This is a genomic window from Nisaea denitrificans DSM 18348, assembly GCF_000426505.1.
Lineage (GTDB): Bacteria > Pseudomonadota > Alphaproteobacteria > Thalassobaculales > Thalassobaculaceae > Nisaea > Nisaea denitrificans.
The window spans coordinates 59,867-74,954 of record NZ_AUFM01000021.1; the positions used below are offsets into that span (position 1 = coordinate 59,867).

At 63.0% G+C, this 15,088-nt stretch carries 15 protein-coding genes; 9 read left to right on the forward strand and 6 right to left on the reverse strand.

All coding sequences use genetic code 11. From position 1 onward, the window contains the following. Positions 1–32: 32 nt before the first annotated feature. Positions 33–2,720 carry a DUF4347 domain-containing protein gene (locus K328_RS0115995; RefSeq protein WP_028466836.1) on the reverse strand — a complete coding sequence of 896 codons (2,688 nt, stop codon included), beginning with the start codon at positions 2,718–2,720 and terminating at the stop codon, positions 33–35. 54 nt (positions 2,721–2,774) lie between these two features. On the opposite strand from K328_RS0115995, the gene K328_RS26720 reads away from it, so the two are divergent. Beyond that, complete coding sequence (locus K328_RS26720) at positions 2,775–2,960, forward strand: hypothetical protein (RefSeq protein WP_156901406.1); 186 nt, start codon at positions 2,775–2,777, stop codon at positions 2,958–2,960. Between the two features lie 56 nt (positions 2,961–3,016). Then, a complete protein-coding gene (locus K328_RS0116005) occupies positions 3,017–3,820 on the forward strand; it encodes an SDR family NAD(P)-dependent oxidoreductase (protein ID WP_028466837.1) in 804 nt (267 codons plus the stop codon). 16 nt (positions 3,821–3,836) lie between these two features. Here the strand turns inward: K328_RS0116005 and K328_RS0116010 are convergent, their stop codons facing one another. Together K328_RS0116010 and K328_RS0116015 are read right to left on the reverse strand one after the other, a co-directional pair. Beyond that, positions 3,837–4,460 carry a class I SAM-dependent methyltransferase gene (locus tag K328_RS0116010; protein ID WP_028466838.1) on the reverse strand — a complete coding sequence of 208 codons (624 nt, stop codon included), beginning with the start codon at positions 4,458–4,460 and terminating at the stop codon, positions 3,837–3,839. A 105-nt stretch (positions 4,461–4,565) separates the two neighbouring features. After that, the gene (locus K328_RS0116015; protein ID WP_245577572.1) at positions 4,566–5,222 is read right to left on the reverse strand and encodes a TetR/AcrR family transcriptional regulator; all 657 of its coding nucleotides are present in this window, start codon (positions 5,220–5,222) and stop codon (positions 4,566–4,568) included. A 110-nt stretch (positions 5,223–5,332) separates the two neighbouring features. On the opposite strand from K328_RS0116015, the gene K328_RS0116020 reads away from it, so the two are divergent. The 4 genes from K328_RS0116020 to K328_RS0116035 all read left to right on the forward strand — a co-directional run bounded on the left by K328_RS0116020 (position 5,333) and on the right by K328_RS0116035 (position 8,446). Further along, on the forward strand, positions 5,333–6,187 hold the full coding sequence (locus K328_RS0116020) for an NmrA family NAD(P)-binding protein (protein WP_028466840.1): 855 nt from the start codon (positions 5,333–5,335) through the stop codon (positions 6,185–6,187). A 105-nt stretch (positions 6,188–6,292) separates the two neighbouring features. After that, the gene (locus tag K328_RS0116025; RefSeq protein WP_028466841.1) at positions 6,293–7,342 is read left to right on the forward strand and encodes a type III polyketide synthase; all 1,050 of its coding nucleotides are present in this window, start codon (positions 6,293–6,295) and stop codon (positions 7,340–7,342) included. Between the two features lie 5 nt (positions 7,343–7,347). Further along, positions 7,348–7,854 (forward strand): isoprenylcysteine carboxyl methyltransferase family protein, encoded by a 507-nt coding sequence (locus K328_RS0116030; RefSeq protein WP_028466842.1) that lies wholly within the window; start codon positions 7,348–7,350, stop codon positions 7,852–7,854. Positions 7,855–8,020: 166 nt separating this feature from the next. Further along, the gene (locus K328_RS0116035) at positions 8,021–8,446 is read left to right on the forward strand and encodes a hypothetical protein (protein WP_028466843.1); all 426 of its coding nucleotides are present in this window, start codon (positions 8,021–8,023) and stop codon (positions 8,444–8,446) included. 73 nt (positions 8,447–8,519) lie between these two features. On the opposite strand, the gene K328_RS0116040 is transcribed toward K328_RS0116035, so the two are convergent. Next, the gene (locus K328_RS0116040) at positions 8,520–9,344 is read right to left on the reverse strand and encodes a hypothetical protein (protein WP_028466844.1); all 825 of its coding nucleotides are present in this window, start codon (positions 9,342–9,344) and stop codon (positions 8,520–8,522) included. A 299-nt stretch (positions 9,345–9,643) separates the two neighbouring features. Between K328_RS0116040 and K328_RS0116045 the strand changes: the two genes are divergently transcribed. Then, a complete protein-coding gene (locus tag K328_RS0116045) occupies positions 9,644–11,239 on the forward strand; it encodes a trimethylamine methyltransferase family protein (RefSeq protein WP_051284990.1) in 1,596 nt (531 codons plus the stop codon). A 24-nt stretch (positions 11,240–11,263) separates the two neighbouring features. Here K328_RS0116045 and K328_RS0116050 read toward each other — a convergent pair whose 3' ends face one another. Beyond that, a complete protein-coding gene (locus K328_RS0116050; protein WP_028466846.1) occupies positions 11,264–12,391 on the reverse strand; it encodes an alanine racemase in 1,128 nt (375 codons plus the stop codon). A gap of 211 nt (positions 12,392–12,602) precedes the next feature. On the opposite strand from K328_RS0116050, the gene K328_RS0116055 reads away from it, so the two are divergent. After that, positions 12,603–13,382 (forward strand): ion channel, encoded by a 780-nt coding sequence (locus K328_RS0116055; protein ID WP_028466847.1) that lies wholly within the window; start codon positions 12,603–12,605, stop codon positions 13,380–13,382. A gap of 55 nt (positions 13,383–13,437) precedes the next feature. Here K328_RS0116055 and K328_RS0116060 read toward each other — a convergent pair whose 3' ends face one another. Beyond that, the gene (locus K328_RS0116060) at positions 13,438–13,797 is read right to left on the reverse strand and encodes a winged helix-turn-helix transcriptional regulator (RefSeq protein ID WP_028466848.1); all 360 of its coding nucleotides are present in this window, start codon (positions 13,795–13,797) and stop codon (positions 13,438–13,440) included. 131 nt (positions 13,798–13,928) lie between these two features. On the opposite strand from K328_RS0116060, the gene K328_RS0116065 reads away from it, so the two are divergent. Then, positions 13,929–15,005, forward strand: coding sequence for an NAD(P)H-dependent flavin oxidoreductase (locus K328_RS0116065; protein ID WP_028466849.1), 1,077 nt, complete (start codon positions 13,929–13,931; stop codon positions 15,003–15,005). The last annotated feature ends 83 nt before the right edge of the window (positions 15,006–15,088 follow it).

A 15,088-nucleotide genomic window follows, 5' to 3' on the forward strand; every position in this document is an offset into this window, starting at 1 on the left:
TCGGCTCCGCTCCACGATGCGCAAGCTCGTCTCTACCCGAGCTCCCACCCGGTCGCGGCGGCGAGGTCTGTCTTGTTGACGCCGACCACGGTGACGGTGCCGCCGTCGGAGAACGTGACGAAGGTATTGCCGCCGCTCTCGACACCGCCGCTGACCCCGAGCCCGGCCTCGAGCGCCAGCGTGTCGGTGCCGGCCTGGAAGTCGTTCACCTGATCGTTGCCGCCGCCGAAGCTGAAGACGAAGGTGTCCGCGCCCGCGCCGCCCGAGAGCGTGTCGTCGCCCGCATTGCTGCAGATCAGATCATTGCCCTCTCCGCCGGCCAGCGCGTCGTTGCCTTGACCGCCATAGAGCGTGTCATCGCCGAGATTGCCGAACAGCGTGTCGGCGCCGGCATTGCCGTAGACGATGTCGTTGCCCTGGCCGCCATAGAGCAGGTCCAGGCCGCCGCCGCCGGACAGCGTGTCCGCGCCCTTGTTGCCGTAGAGCATGTCCGCGTCGTTGCCGCCGTTCACGATGTCCGCGCCCTGACCGCCGAAGAGCGTGTCCAAGCCGCCGCCGCCAAAGAGAGAGTCGGAGCCCTGGTTGCCGTAGATCAGGTCCTCGCCGAAGCTGGAGCCAAGCGTGTCGTTGCCGCCGCCTCCGGCGATCGTATCGTTCCCGTTGCCGAGCGAGACGAGTTGGGCGGCATCGTCGCCGACGACATAGTTCGTGCCGTTGCCGCCGATGACGGTGGCGTTGCCGAGGATGGCGGCGAAGTCGATATGGTCGAGCTGCAGGGTCGAGCCGGGTGTAAGGCCGGAGGTGTCGATGATGAAGGCCTCGCCGCTGTCCGAGGAGGTACCGGTGAACTGGATTGTCTGCTGCGATCCGCTGCTGTCTGAAAAGGTGATGGTCCGGATATCAACCGGGGCTCCGCCGAGGCTGTTCACGAAGGTCTGGCCGTGGCTGTCGAGGAAGGTCTGGGCCGTGGTTGAAGTGCCGGATCCCTGGATCTGGCTTGTGAATGTGATTCCCGCCGCATCGCCGCTGACCGCCGTGCCGGTGCCGCTGTTCGTAAGGGAGAGTCCGGCCGGTAGGGTGACGGTGACGGTATTGCCGCTACCGGTGTCCGAGATCAGCACGCCGCTCGCGACTGACCCGGTATTGTTTGTCAGCGTATGGCTGGTCTCCGTGCCGGAGCTGTCGCCGGAGCTCTGGCCGGTTTTCGTCAACCCGCTGTTGCCGGAGGATTGCGGCGCGTTGGAGAAGGTCAGTGTGGAATGCGTACCGTCGAACGAGACGGAGATTTGCAGGCTCCCTGAAACGTTGGTGACGTTGACCGCGTTCGAGCCGCCGAGGCTGATCGAGCTGCCGACGATAGACCCGTTGAGGGAGCTCAGATCTGAGCTTTTCACATAGATCGAGTCGCCGATCTCGAGGCCGTGGATCGTGTCGCCGTTCAGTTTTGAGGCTGCGCCAAAGGACGCGCCCGTGAAGAGGTCTGCGCCGGATCCGCCGACGAGAATATCTTTGTCACCGCCGCCATAGAGGCTGTCGTCACCGGTGCCGCCATAGAGCGTGTTCCCAGTTCCCCCGCCGCCGTCGTCGGCTTTCGAGCCGGCATAGATAACGTCGTTGCCCTCGTCGCCATAGAGCAGGTTGAGGGCCTTGCCGCCGTCATCGTCGCCGTAGAGCGTGTCGTTGCCGGTGCCGCCATATATCGTGTCCGGGCCGTCGTCCGAGTGGATCCAATCGTCGCCGGCATCGCCGTACAGCACCGCCCCGGTGGTGGTTCCGGTGCCGGAGCCGCCCGGGCCCTGGACGGTGTCGTTCCCATCGCCGCCATAGAACACCGCGCCGGTATTGAAGATGAAGCCCGAGCTGAAATCGTCCCCGGCCCCGCCATAGAAGGTGTCGGCACTGGTGTCGGAGTCGCTCGAAGATCCGAGCGTATCGTTGCCGTCGCCGCCGAAAAGCACGTCGCTGCCGGTCCCGGCCCGGAGCGAATCATTGCCGTCGCCGCCATAGAGCGTGTCGTCGCCACCGTCGCCATAAAGGATGTCGTTCAGGGCATTGCCGTAGACGAGGTCTTCACCCAGGCCGCCATACAGCGTGTCGTTGCCGGCATTGCCGGAGAGCGTGTCGTTCCCGGCATTGCCGTAGATGATGTCGTCACCGCCGAGCCCGTCGATATTGTCGGCGGCGGCATCGCTGGTCAGCGTGTCGTTCCCTGCGGAAGGCGTCCCCGTCACCGCGAGGCGGTGCGGATAGGCCTCCAGCGCTGATGCCGTGAAGAGTGTCGCCGCGTCCGGTAGGCCGAGCCATCCTGCATCCCCGCCGAGCGGAATGGCGGAGGCGCGCGCACTGACGCCGAGGGTCTCTTCCAGTGTGTCGATCAACTCCGCACCGGTGCGCCCGGCTCCGGCGAGGCAGGAGATCAGCACCAGCTCCGCGCCGGGCGCGAGCGTGTCCCGGATGCGGTCGAGATTGTGCCGGTTGGCCGTCAGCGCCGCGCTGTCGACCCGCCGTTCGGAGAGTTCGACGGCGCCAGGGGAGCCATGTGCCAGGATCGAGATTTGCCGGACGCCCGATGCGCCGGAAAGCACGGCCGCGATTTCCGCGATCGGATCGCCTGAAGTCGCAAGCGTGCAGACCTCGGTCCCCGCCCGCAGATTGGCGGTGAGGAGGTTCGTGTCATGGACCGCCGGATCGACGAAGAGATAGCGCTTGTTGTGATTCATACTGCACGTACCCGCTGGCTCTGAGAGATGAAGCGATAGTTCGGGAAGCGCACAATGCTGGTGTGGGGAGTATCAAGATATTGGAATTATGGGAATTTTTGGAAAACGCTTTGGAAAAATTGGAAAAATTGGAAAACGTTTTGGAAAAATTGGAAATTGGGTGTGAAGCTGATGGATGGGGTGGATTTCGCTGATTTTTGCCGGTTTTGGCAGGCGCCGGGCAGGCCGCTCGTCGATTGACATCTGAGGTGCTACCGCTCAGCCTCCGGGACTTTCATTTGGGGCGGCTGATGATCATGGCAGAACTCGTTGGCAAGGTGGCGATCGTGACCGGGGCTTCCGCTCCACGTGGCATCGGCCGGGCTGTTGCCCTGCGTCTGGCGGCGGAAGGCGGGTCCGTCATCGTCAGCGACATCGGGACACCTGAAACGACGAACCTACTCGCGGATATCGTCTCGGAGATCACGGCGGCCGGGGGAACGGCATTGGCCGTGACGGTCGACATTACCCGGAAATCAGATATCGAGACCGCGGTGAAGCTGGCGAGGGAGCATTTCGGCCACATCGACATTTTGGTGAACAATGCGGGCTCTCTCGCCGGGTCCGCGCCTTTCCTGGAAACGAAGCCGGCCGAATGGGAAGCGAGCTTTGCCGTGAACCTGCTAGGCCCGGCCATGTTCACCCAGGCGGTGATCCCGGAGATGCAGGCGTCCGGTGGCGGCAGCATCGTCAATATCGGCTCCACCGGCAGTCTCGGTGCCGATGCCGGATTCGGCGCCTATACCGCCATGAAACACGGGCTGGTCGGTCTGACCAAGACGGTCGCGGCGGAGTTCGGCGTGGATGGCATTCGCTGCAACGTGGTCTGCCCCGGCTTCATCGCAACGGACATGCATGCGGCGGCGAACGAGCGTCTGGCGCGCGAAAGCGGCCGTCCGGTCAAAGTGGTGAAGCAGGAACGCTATAAAACCGTGGCGATGCGCCGGGCAGGGGAGCCGGAAGAGGTGGCCGAGGCCGTTGCATTTCTTGCCGGCCCGCGCGCGGAATACATCACCGGGATCGCCATGCCGATCAGTGGCGGTACGCCCGTCGGGCTTTGACACATACCCGCGCCGGTCACTGTTTGCGGGCGATTACGAATAGCGCCTTTGCCGGTCCGGGGTGCCAGCTTTCCTCTATCTCAAGCCCCGCCGCTTCGAAGTCGGCGATCAGGGTCTCGGCGGTGAAGAAGCCGACCCACGGTACGAGACCGAGCCAGCGTGCCGGTGGGAGAACGAAGCGCAACCAGCCCAACCGGCCACCGGCAAGGCACGGGGTGGAGCTGATGAAGAGCCCTCCCGGCTTCAGCAGGCGCACCGCTTTCGCGATGGCGGTCCGGCGGTCCCGCAGCAGGTGCAGGATGCTGTGCGCCATGACGATATCATAGTCTCCGTCTTCAGCCTCCAGGCTGTCGAAATCCGCAACCTCGAAGGTGATATTCCCGACGCTGGCGGTTTCCGCCTTGCGGTGTGCGATTTCCAGCATTTTCGGTGAGATATCCACCGCCCGGATATGCGCGACATGCGGGGCATGATGCAGGGCCGTGGTTCCAGTGCCGCAGCCGAATTCGAGAACCTCCATGCCGTGGGTGAGGCGTGCGCGGGTCAGGGCGAGCTTGCGTTCGTACGCTGCCTCGTCCCCGACGGGGCGTTTCGCATAGCCTTCTGCGTGTTTGTTCCAGAATTTCGCCGTATTCGTCATCCGAATCTCCCCTTTGCGGGAGCTTTGTGTGGCGAAAGAGGCATTCTGTCGACCGGGTAAAAAGGATGCGGACACACAAGACTGTGAGCGCTGCAGGACACCCGTTCAGCGTTCTGTTCCGGCCCGGTGCAATTCACTCACGGCCATGCGTTTATAGGTATCGACGAGTTTCGCTCCTTCGTCCGGCTCGACCGAAATCGCGAGCCGCATGGCGGCTTCGCCAAAATGCATGATCAGGAAACAATCTGTGGCGGCGCGCTCGGGGTCACAGTCCGGCGCGACACGGCAGAGAGCCTCGGAAAGCAGGGCGCCGCTCTTGCGGCTTTCCGCGATTTCCATGTCTCTCAGGGTCTTGTCGGCGCCTATGCCGGAATAGATGTCGCGAATGACCGGTTCCGCTTCGAAGAGAGCGTAATAGACGTCGATCAGCTCGTTCAGCGCATCGCAGAGGGCGTCTAGCGTCTCCGCTTCCGACAGCCCGTCCCTGATGCATCTGAGGCATTCCGCACCGTAATGCTCGGCGAGTGCCCGGATGATTGCGCTCTTGTCCGGAAAATACTGGTAGAGCGAGCCGATGGAGACGTCGGCCAGCCGCGCCACCTCGCTCATCGTCATCGCCTCGCTGCCCTTCTCGGCGATCAGCTGGATGGCGCAGTTCAGCATGTGTTCGACACGTGCGCGGCTGCGTTCCTGATTGGGCATGCGGCGGAGCGAGATGTGCTCCAGCGCGACCTGCGACATGTCCGGCAAATTCTTCGACATAACCACTCCGTGAACTCACCCCGCATCTGAGCAAATTTCGTTGACTTGGTAAATGTGAGAGTTTATCAGATTTCAAAATATGAGTAATCCTCACATTTATGGAGAACGTGATGAACAGATACGACGAGACGGCGCCGATCCTGGTGTTGGGCGGGACGGGCAAGACCGGACAACGGGTGGTGAAGCGGTTGATCGAACAGGGACAGCCTGTCCGAATCGGCTCCCGTGAAGCAGCGCTGCCGTTCGACTGGGACGCGCCGGAAACCTGGGCGCCTGTGGTCGAGGGAACGCGGGCCATCTACATCGCCTATCATCCGGATCTTGCTGTTCCGGGCGCCCTGAAAACGGTCGGCGACTTTGTCGAGACGGCGCTCCGTGCAGGTGTGAAGCGCATGGTTCTTCTGTCCGGCCGGGGCGAGGAAGAGGCCGAGCAGACGGAACAGATGCTGATCGCCTCGGGCGCTGACTGGACCATCGTCCGGGCGAGCTGGTTCTTCCAGAATTTCAGCGAGACCTTCCTGGCCGACGCCATCAATACGGGCGAGGTCGCGCTGCCGATCGGCGATGTGAAGGAGCCGTTCATAGACGTCGAGGATATTGCCGATGTGGCGGCGGCGGCCCTTACCGATCCAGCGCATATCGGCAAGCTCTATGAGGTCACCGGCCCGGAGCTGCTGAGCTTTTCCGAAGCCGTTGCCGGTATTGCAGCTGCATCGGAGAAGCCGATCCGTTATCGGCAGATCCCGGCGGCGGACTACAAGGCCGCGATGGAGCAGGCCGGCGTGCCGGAAGATATGATCTCGCTTGTCCTGTACCTCTTCACCACTGTCCTGGACGGGCGCAATGCCAATGTGACGGATGGTGTAAGCCAGGCGCTCGGCCGTCCGCCGCGCCGTTTTACAGACTATGCGAAGCGGACCTCACTGACCGGCATCTGGGGTGTCGAAACGGCTGCACTGGCCTGAGGGCTGGATTACCAAAACCGTCCCGCGCCTGAATGAAAAACCCGCGACAAAAAGCGTCGCGGGTTTTTCATTTGTCGTGTGAAGGATCGGGCGCACATTGACAGCATGGTTAATCCTAAACTTCTCAGCGTCGCGACCGCCGTGCCCCGTCACCGCCTGTTGCAAGCCGATGCCCTTGCCCATGCCCGCCAGATCTTCGAAGAGCGGGTGCCGGCCTTTGCCCGGTTGGCACCGGTCTATGTCAATGCCGGGGTCGAGACGCGCTATCTGTCCGTACCGCTCGACTGGTTCGCCAGGCCGCGCAGCTGGGCAGAGGCGAACCGGATCTATCTCGAGGTCGCCGAGGACCTTCTGGCCGAGGCCGCAGGCCGGGCACTGGAGCAGGCCGGTCTCGCCGCTTCGGACGTGGACACTCTGGTCGTCGTCTCCAGCACCGGCATTGCAACGCCGAGCCTGGATGCACGGCTGCTGCGGCGGCTGGATTTCCGGGACGATGTGAAACGGGTCCCGCTGTTCGGGCTTGGCTGTGCCGGTGGTGTCCTCGGCCTTGGCAGGGCAGCACAGCTTGCGGCGAGTGGGGAGGGAGAGACGGTCCTGCTGCTGGTGGTTGAGCTGTGCAGTCTGACCTTCCGCTGGTCCGACACCGGTAAATCCAATCAGGTGGCGACCGCGATCTTCGGCGATGGCGCGGCGGCGGCTTTGTTGCGCGGTGGTGAAGGCGGTGAAGGTGCGGCTGTCTCTGCCTGGGGTGAGCACGCCTGGCCAGACTCCCTCGACGTCATGGGCTGGTCGGTGGAGGAGGATGGCTTCGGCGTGATCTTCAGCCCGCGCATTCCGGAGATCGTTCGCACTGGCATGCGCAGCGAGGTGGACCGTTTCCTGGCCCGCCACGGATTGAGCCTCTCTGATATCGACCTGTTCGCCTGCCATCCCGGCGGTGCGAAGGTTGCTGATGCGTTGGAAGAGGCATTCGACCTGCCGGAAGGCGGACTTGAGCATTCCCGGTCGGTGCTGCGGGATTACGGGAACATGTCGGCGGCGACTGTGTTTTTCGTGCTGGAACGGATGAAAGCGGACGGCATCGGCGGCCGGCGCGTTCTGGTGCAGGCGCTCGGCCCCGGTTTCACCGCCGGCTTCGCCGTGCTGGAAGGGTGAGCGGGATGGAATTGGGATGGGCACAATGGACGGCGCTGGTCGTGGCCGGGCTGCGCCTGGCTGAGCTGGTCTATGCGCGGCGCAACCTCGCGCGTCTGATAGCGCGGGGCGGGCAAGAGCATGGCGCCGGGCATTATCCGCTGTTCGTCCTGCTGCACGGAAGCTGGCTGCTTGCCCTGTTCTTTCTGGTGCATGAGGCAAAGGCGCCAAGCCTGTCATTGCTCGCCGTTTTCGCCGCCCTGCAGGTTGTCCGCGTCTGGATCATCGCCAGCCTCGGGCCATACTGGACCACGCGGATCGTGACCTTGCCGGACGCGCCTTTGGTTCGGCGCGGCCCGTATCGCTTTCTCCGGCACCCTAACTATCTGCTGGTCGCGGTGGAAATCCCGCTGCTGCCGTTCGCCTTCGGCGCCTGGGACATTGCCGTGTTGTTCGGTGCCGCCAACCTGGCCCTGCTGGCCTATCGGATACATGTCGAGGAAGCGGTTCTGCAAGAACGTCGAACGCTTTAGGCAATTCCCAAATCCGTCGTCCCGCTTTCCGGCCGGGATGACGATCGGTGAATTGCAGAGTGATTCACTACTGAAGAATCTCCCTTATCCTGAAGTCACTTAAATTTGAGTATAAAATTACTCATAATCGCGCTATGATTGCGTTTCTCATTAAGAGGAGGGTGAGATGACGTTAAAACTCATATCAAACGTGTTCGGCGTAGCTGCTGTTTGTGCCGCTGCAATGAGCGGATTGCCCCGGCCGGCACATGCGCAACAGCTTCTATGCTCGGGGTCGGAGGGCGTGGGCCAGGGACTGCAATTTGTGATCCCGGCTTCCGAGGCGACATCGGCGGAGGCAACCCGCGAGCTGTTCTCGGATTTTCAACAAAACCGGCATACGGCGACGGTTTGCCTCTGTCAGGGCAACGGCACGCAGGTGAGCTTCAATATACAGCTGATCGATCCGTCAAATAGTGTGAGCGAGGGGACGTTGCGTGTGTCCCCAGGCTCGTGTGGAACCGTGCAGTCCGTTGGTTTTGTGAAGGCGCAATTACCGCAAGGTGGCCAGACCGTTCGCGGAGTGATCTACGTTTCCGCCGATGCGGAATAAGGCGTAGTGATAGGGCCACCGCCGCTTCTCCACCCGGAGCGGCGGTGGCCTATTTCGACGTATGGAAAGCGGCTCAGAACCCGGCGTCGCCTTCCCAGTATTTGTCGTTCAGGTTCCGCATCAGCTTGTCGTGGCTCTTCTCGAGGCAGCCGCGCAGGCGGACCTTGTAGCCCTGATCGCCATAGGCCTTGCAGCGCGCGTAGGCGTCGCGGGCGGCCTCGATGCCCTGCGGTGCGAACTGCCGGAGATTGGCGGGTGTGGTCGCCTTGTCCCAGACGCCGCCGCGCAGCGCTTTCCCTGCATACCCGTCAGCCGGCAGGAGGTTGATCATCCGGGAGATCAACGCGCCGCTATCGGCGCGGGGCGAGCCATTCTCGAAATAGCCTTCCGCCAGCACCCGCTTCTCGCCGAGCGCCGTTTCCAGATCCTCTTTACTGGGCAGGGCCGCGACAGTCGGCTCGGAACGCGGCAGCAGGGAGACCCGGCGCGGCACGCTCAGGGAGATCGAGGCGGCATCGAGGGAGGCGAGCCGCCCTGCATCCATGGAGATCCGGACCGAGGTATAGGCGCCGGTGCTTTCGAAATGCAGTAGGCCCGCGGCCGAGAACTCGGCTGTGCTGCCGTCCTTCTTCGCGACCACCATGGTGATATCGCCTTCCCCGGCGACGTCATAGACATGGCCGGCGTCCGGCTTCGGGCGATGTTCCTGCAGGCAAAAGGCGGAGAAGAAACCGGTGCAGGTGCCGTCTGTGCAATTAAGCGGGACGGGGAGCTTGGTGGCGATGAGGCCGAGAACCTGGGGCAGTTTTGTTTCGGCCGCGCTGGCCTCGGCTTTGCTGCTGGCGATACCGGCGGCAAGGCCCAAGCAGAGGGCGAAAGACGCAATATGTCGGAACATGGCTATCTCCTCCGGAGCTGGCCGGTCTGTCCCGCAACCATGAAGGCCGGGACGTCCGGCTTTATGCGTTGAAGAAAGCATCTCACCGCCCGCGCATAGGTTCAATTGCCTATTCATGCATGCCTATGGCCCTGTGCCGTGCTCCGAACATGGCTCGCCCGGCTGTGTCGCAGGCTCAGCAAGGGATTGCGCCAGATCAAAATCTGGCTCAAGGGCGACAACAGATGACGCGCATTTGAAAGTTCACACTTCCAATCGTGCTCATATCGATGAAGCGAACAAACTTTGGAGGACACGAGATGGCCGCGGAAGCTCGGGATCTCGAAAACGCCGGTAATGGTATTGATGCTTCTGGCGAAGCGCGCGGCCGTCGTGGCCGCAGCGGCGGCGGCAGGGAAGCCCGCCGCGCCTCCCGGTCGAAGCCGAGCCAAGTGCAGGCGCCTTACATCACCCGCAACGTGCCGGTCTATGAAGTCCTCACAGAGGAAGGTCTCGAGATCATCGAGGCCAATGCCGAGACCATCATGGAAGAGATCGGCATCGAGTTTCAGGACGACGAGGAAGCCCTCGCCCTGTGGCGCGATGCTGGCGCGGACGTGCAGGGCACGCGGGTCCACATCCCGCGCGGTCTCGCCCGAAAGCTCTGCGCGACGGCGCCCTCGACCTTCACCCAGCATGCCCGCAACCCGGCCCGCTCGGTCGAGGTCGGCGGCAAGAACACGATCTTCGCGCCGGTCTACGGCCCGCCCTTTGTCAGCGATGTCGATGGCGGCCGCCGCTACGCGACCATCGAGGACTTCCAGAATTTCGTGAAGCTGACCTACATGCTGCCGTCGCTGCACCATTCCGGCGGGACGGTGTGTGAGCCGGTCGATCTGCCCGTGAACAAGCGGCATTTCGACATGGTCTATGCCCACATGAAATACAGTGACAAGCCGTTCATGGGCTCTGTCACCGCGCCAGAACGGGCGCAGGACACGGTGGACATGGCGAAGATCCTGTTCGGCGCCGAGTTCGTCGAAAACAACACGGTCTGCACCAGCCTGATCAACGCCAACTCGCCGATGGTCTGGGACGGCACCATGCTGGGCGCCCTGAAGACCTATGCCCGCAACAATCAGGCCTGCATCACCACACCCTTCATCCTCGCGGGCGCCATGTCGCCGGTGACGGTGGCGGGCACGCTCGCCCAGACCCTGGCCGAAGCCATGGCCGGGATCGCCTTCGCCCAGCTCGTCCGGCCCGGCGCCCCGGTGATCTTCGGCTCCTTCGCCAGCTCCATCTCCATGCAGTCCGGTGCCCCGACCTTCGGCACGCCGGAGCCTGCCATGGTGCTCTATGGCTGCGCCCAGCTCGCCCGCCGTCTCGGCGTGCCGTTCCGTTCCGGCGGCTCGCTCTGCGGCTCCAAGACCCCGGATGCTCAGGCGGCCTATGAGTCCGCACAGACCCTGAACCCGACGGTGATGGGGGGCGTCAATTTCGTCCTGCACAGCGCCGGCTGGCTTGAAGGCGGGCTCGTGGCCTCTTACGAGAAGCTGCTGATGGATGCGGACCAGCTCGCCATGATGCCGACGCTTCTAGGCGGCGTCGACCTGACCGAGAACGGTCAGGCCATGGACGCGATCCGCGAGGTCGGCCCCGGCAAGCATTTCCTCGGCTGCGCTCACACCCAGGCGAATTTCGAAAACGCCTTCTTCCGCTCCCAAGTGGCCGACAACAACACCTACGAGCAATGGCACGCCGAAGGCGAACGCGACGCCTACCGCCGCACCGGGGACCGGGTGAAGACCATGCTGGCGGAATACCAGGCCCCGGAAATCGATCCGGCGGTGGACGAGGCGCTGGTCGAGTTCATGACCAAGCGCAAGGCGTCCTTCCCGGACTCGATGGTCTGATCTGATTGAGGACGGCGCGGCGGCTTACCAGCCGTTGCGCCGGTCCCACCGCGCGATAATCTCGTCCGAGCCTTCCTCGAACACTTCATAATTCTCATAGGCCGCGACGGTCATGCAGACATGGTTCGGCAGGACGCGGACGCGGGCGCCGATAGGCAGTTCCTCGAACAGTGACGGGTCGGGCAGGTGGACTTCGCCGTGTTCCTGGTGCGTGCCCCGGATGGTGAGGTCGTGCAGCGGTTTTCCGGTCTCCAGATCCGCGAGCAGGCCGAAGCCCATATCGCCATCCTTGCCGAGCGCTTCGGTCGAGCGGTCCTTGGAGAGGGCGATGCCGCCCGCATCGAGGATCAGGGTGCCTCGGGCCTTGTTGTGGGAGATCACGCTGGCGACGACGGATGAGGCGATATCGTCGATGCCGTGGCTGCCGATGCCGGCCTGGAACAGATCGCCGAGCGTATAGACGCCGGGGCGCATTTCGGTGACGCCGTCGAGGTGATCGGCATAGAGCGCGGTCGGGGTCGAGCCGACGCTGACGATCATGCAGGCGATGCCGTCGGCCCGGATCAGCTCCGCCGCCGCGACGGCCGCGTCCCGTTCGACGCTGGCGACGGCTTTCATGTCTTCCGGCGTGCGGCCGCGATAGGAATGGCCGGCATGGGTCATCACACCGGCGAGGCGTGCGCGCGGGGACGTGTCCAGAATGCGGGCGATGGCGAGCAGGCGGTCATTGTCATGGTCGACACCGGTCCGGTGCTCGCCGCAATCAATCTCGATCAGGGCCGCGTGGCTGCCCGGATGGGCGGCGATGGCCTCTGCCACCTCCACACTGTCGATCAGGATCTTCAGATCCGCGCCCTCAGCCGTCAACGCGGCGGCACGGTCCAGTTTCGAGGGCGGGATGCTGACGGCATAGAGGATGTCGGCAAAGCCGTGTTCGAACAGATATTCCGCTTCCGCCAGCGTCGAGACGGTGACGCCGCCAGTCTGGCCCGCCGTTGCGATCTTCGCGATCTCCGCCGATTTGCCGGTTTTCATATGCGGGCGCAGGGCCACGCCGAGCTCTTTGGCACGCGCGCTCATGCGGGCACAATTGCGCTCCACCCGGCTCTTGTCGAGGATCAGGCAGGGGGTCTGGAGGTCGGAGAGTTTCATGCTCGCTCGCGGGGCTGATGTCGGCGGGAGGAGCAGCCTAGAGCCGCCCGGCCGTTCAATCAATGAAACAGCGGTAAAGAGACTGGCCGTTTGCGTTCGCCTTTCGCCGGGTTTTGTTTTCAATACAACCGGATATGGGTTTGTATGGCACCGGGTCTGACCTTTCGGGGGCGGTCAGTGAAATGCGCGGACGGGGTGACGAGTCAAATCCATGGCTGAGACGAAACTTAAAGAAGCGATAAGACTGCTTTACACCGGACGGAGCCGCAGGGCGGAGCTGTTCCGCTACGCGCTGATTGCGTTTGATGTTTTCACGATCGCCTTCTTTATCGTCACAATCCCCATGACCCCGTCGACCAAGATATTCCTGATCGATATTGCGGTCGGATTGCTGATTTTTGGCGATTTCATGGCCCGGCTCTGGATTGCGCCGAACAAGTTCCGCATGCTGCGGCAAATCTACACGATCGCGGATATTTTCGTGATCCTGTCACTGCTGCTGGCGCCGATCTTCAGCCAGAGCTTCGCCTTCCTGCGCATTCTCCGGGCGCTTCGGCTGCTGCATTCCTATCACGTGCTGCGTGACCTTCGATCCGAAACCCCGTTTTTCCGCCGCAACGAGGACGTCATCCTCGGCGCGGTCAATCTCGGCGTGTTCGTCTTCTTCGTGACGTCGCTGGTGTTCGTGCTGCAGTTCGGCGCCAATCCGGGGATCGAGGATTTCATTGCCGCGCTCTATTTCACCGTGTCCGCGCTGACCACGACCGGGTTCGGCGATATCGTGCTGACCGGAACGACCGGGCGGCTGCTTGCGATTGGCATCATGATCGTCGGCGTGGCCCTGTTCCTGCAACTGGCCCAGGCAATTTTCCGGCCGCGGAAGGTGTCCTATACCTGTCCGTCATGCGGTTTGAACCGGCACGAGGAAGATGCGGTTCACTGCAAGCATTGCGGCGAGCCGCTGAAGATTGAAACAGAAGGCAGCAATTAGTCCGTTTCAATGGATCGGCGACATTGATCCTGAAAGCGCCGGTCGCGCAGTAAGCCTAGGCCGCGGCGACTTCCTTGCGTTTCTTCAGTTTGTGCCCGACTTCGATGATGGCGTTGATCGCAGGAACCAGTTCCAGACCGAGATCCGTCAGCGCGTATTCAACCGATGGCGGAGAGGTTGGCTTTACCGTGCGGGAGATGACGCCGTGCTGCTGCAGGTCCTTCAGCCGTGCCGTCAGCATTTTCGACGAGACTCCGGGGATATCCGACTTCAACTCGCTGAAGCGGCGCGGGGCCTCGCTCAGATACCAGATGACGTTCGGCGCCCAGGCGCCGGAGATGATACTGAGGCAGGTTCCGAGTGGGCACTCTTCCGGCGGCGGGGTGACCGTGTTCTTCCGCATCTTCAGGGCCATGGCGGGATTACCTTTTGGTGTGCTGGTTACCAAGCTGTAACAGGATAATAAGATTACCAAATGTAACTTGATTTACAATAGTAACCAGTAGCCCTAAGTGAAGAACGTCATCGCAGCAGGAGGAGCGCAGAATGACGTTCACCCAAGACGCCGTTGCCCGGCTGGGCATCCGGCACCCGATCATCCAGGGGCCATTCGGCGGCGGCCTTTCGACCGTCGAGTTGGCGGCCACGGTCTCCAACAGGGGCGGGCTTGGTTCCTACGGAGCCCATATCACCGCACCGGAGGAAATTGGCGCGCTCACGCATGAGCTTGCAAGCGCCACCGCCAAGCCATTCGCACTCAATCTCTGGGTTTCGGATCATGATCCGGGCGGGGAGCATCTGAGCGATGCAGGTTTCGAGCGGCTCTATCCGGTCTTCGCGCCCTATTTCGAGGAGCTCGGGCTGGCCAAACCGACCCCGCCGGAACGTTTCCACCACCGCTTCGAGGACCAGATTGAAGCATTGCTGGAAGCGCGTCCTCCGGTGTTCAGTTTCGTTTTCGGTATTCCATCCGGGAAGGTTCTGGAGGAATGCCGCAGGCTCGGTATCCGTACCATGGGCGCGGCGACCACGCTGGCCGAGGCGGAAGCGCTGGATGCGGCCGGTGTCGATCTGATCGTTGCCACGGGGCTTGAGGCCGGCGGGCATCGGGTCTCCTTCCTGAAATCCGCGGAGGAGAGCCTGACGGGAACCTTCTCGCTGACGCAGGTCGCCGCATCTCATGTCGAGGCGCCCGTGATCGCCGCTGGCGGTATTGTCGACGGACGCGGTATCCGTGCGGCGCTGACGCTCGGCGCCGGGGCGGCGCAGATCGGCACCGCCTTTCTTGCCTGCGCCGAATCCGGCACCAAACAGGCGCACCGGGACATGCTCTTCACCGATGCTGCCCGTGATACGGCTCTTACCCGCTCCTATACCGGCCGACTGGCCCGGGGCATCCGCAATCGCTGGATCAACGAGATGGCGGAACGGGAGAGCGAGCTGCCGCCATTCCCGGTGCAGAGCTGGTTCTTCGGCGCCATCAAGGCCGCCGCGCTCAAGCAGGGGAGGGACGATCTGGTCTCGCTCTATGCTGGCCAGTCAGCGCCGAACCTGAAACACCGCTCGGCCATCGCGTTGATGGATGATCTGACCGGCGATCTCGACTCCGTCCGCGCCGCCTGAATGCCGCGGGACACCCCTGCTGTCGGATCGTCTCATCCATTGCCGCAGTGTGCGGCGCCGGTCCGGCGGTTTTATCCAGAGGA

Excerpts from the sequence above, each read along its gene's own strand:
- K328_RS0116060 (WP_028466848.1), bottom strand. The coding sequence starts at position 13,797 with ATGGCCCTGAAGATGCGGAAGAACACGGTCACCCCGCCGCCGGAAGAG.
- K328_RS0116010 (WP_028466838.1), bottom strand. The coding sequence starts at position 4,460 with ATGACGAATACGGCGAAATTCTGGAACAAACACGCAGAAGGCTATGCG.
- K328_RS0116005 (WP_028466837.1), top strand. The coding sequence starts at position 3,017 with ATGGCAGAACTCGTTGGCAAGGTGGCGATCGTGACCGGGGCTTCCGCT.
- K328_RS0116025 (WP_028466841.1), top strand. The coding sequence starts at position 6,293 with ATGGTTAATCCTAAACTTCTCAGCGTCGCGACCGCCGTGCCCCGTCAC.
- K328_RS0116035 (WP_028466843.1), top strand. The coding sequence starts at position 8,021 with ATGACGTTAAAACTCATATCAAACGTGTTCGGCGTAGCTGCTGTTTGT.
- K328_RS0116050 (WP_028466846.1), bottom strand. The coding sequence starts at position 12,391 with ATGAAACTCTCCGACCTCCAGACCCCCTGCCTGATCCTCGACAAGAGC.
- K328_RS0116055 (WP_028466847.1), top strand. The coding sequence starts at position 12,603 with ATGGCTGAGACGAAACTTAAAGAAGCGATAAGACTGCTTTACACCGGA.
- K328_RS0116020 (WP_028466840.1), top strand. The coding sequence starts at position 5,333 with ATGAACAGATACGACGAGACGGCGCCGATCCTGGTGTTGGGCGGGACG.
- K328_RS0116030 (WP_028466842.1), top strand. The coding sequence starts at position 7,348 with ATGGAATTGGGATGGGCACAATGGACGGCGCTGGTCGTGGCCGGGCTG.
- K328_RS0116015 (WP_245577572.1), bottom strand. The coding sequence starts at position 5,222 with ATGTCGAAGAATTTGCCGGACATGTCGCAGGTCGCGCTGGAGCACATC.
- K328_RS26720 (WP_156901406.1), top strand. The coding sequence starts at position 2,775 with ATGCTGGTGTGGGGAGTATCAAGATATTGGAATTATGGGAATTTTTGG.
- K328_RS0116045 (WP_051284990.1), top strand. The coding sequence starts at position 9,644 with ATGGCCGCGGAAGCTCGGGATCTCGAAAACGCCGGTAATGGTATTGAT.
- K328_RS0115995 (WP_028466836.1), bottom strand. The coding sequence starts at position 2,720 with ATGAATCACAACAAGCGCTATCTCTTCGTCGATCCGGCGGTCCATGAC.
- K328_RS0116040 (WP_028466844.1), bottom strand. The coding sequence starts at position 9,344 with ATGTTCCGACATATTGCGTCTTTCGCCCTCTGCTTGGGCCTTGCCGCC.
- K328_RS0116065 (WP_028466849.1), top strand. The coding sequence starts at position 13,929 with ATGACGTTCACCCAAGACGCCGTTGCCCGGCTGGGCATCCGGCACCCG.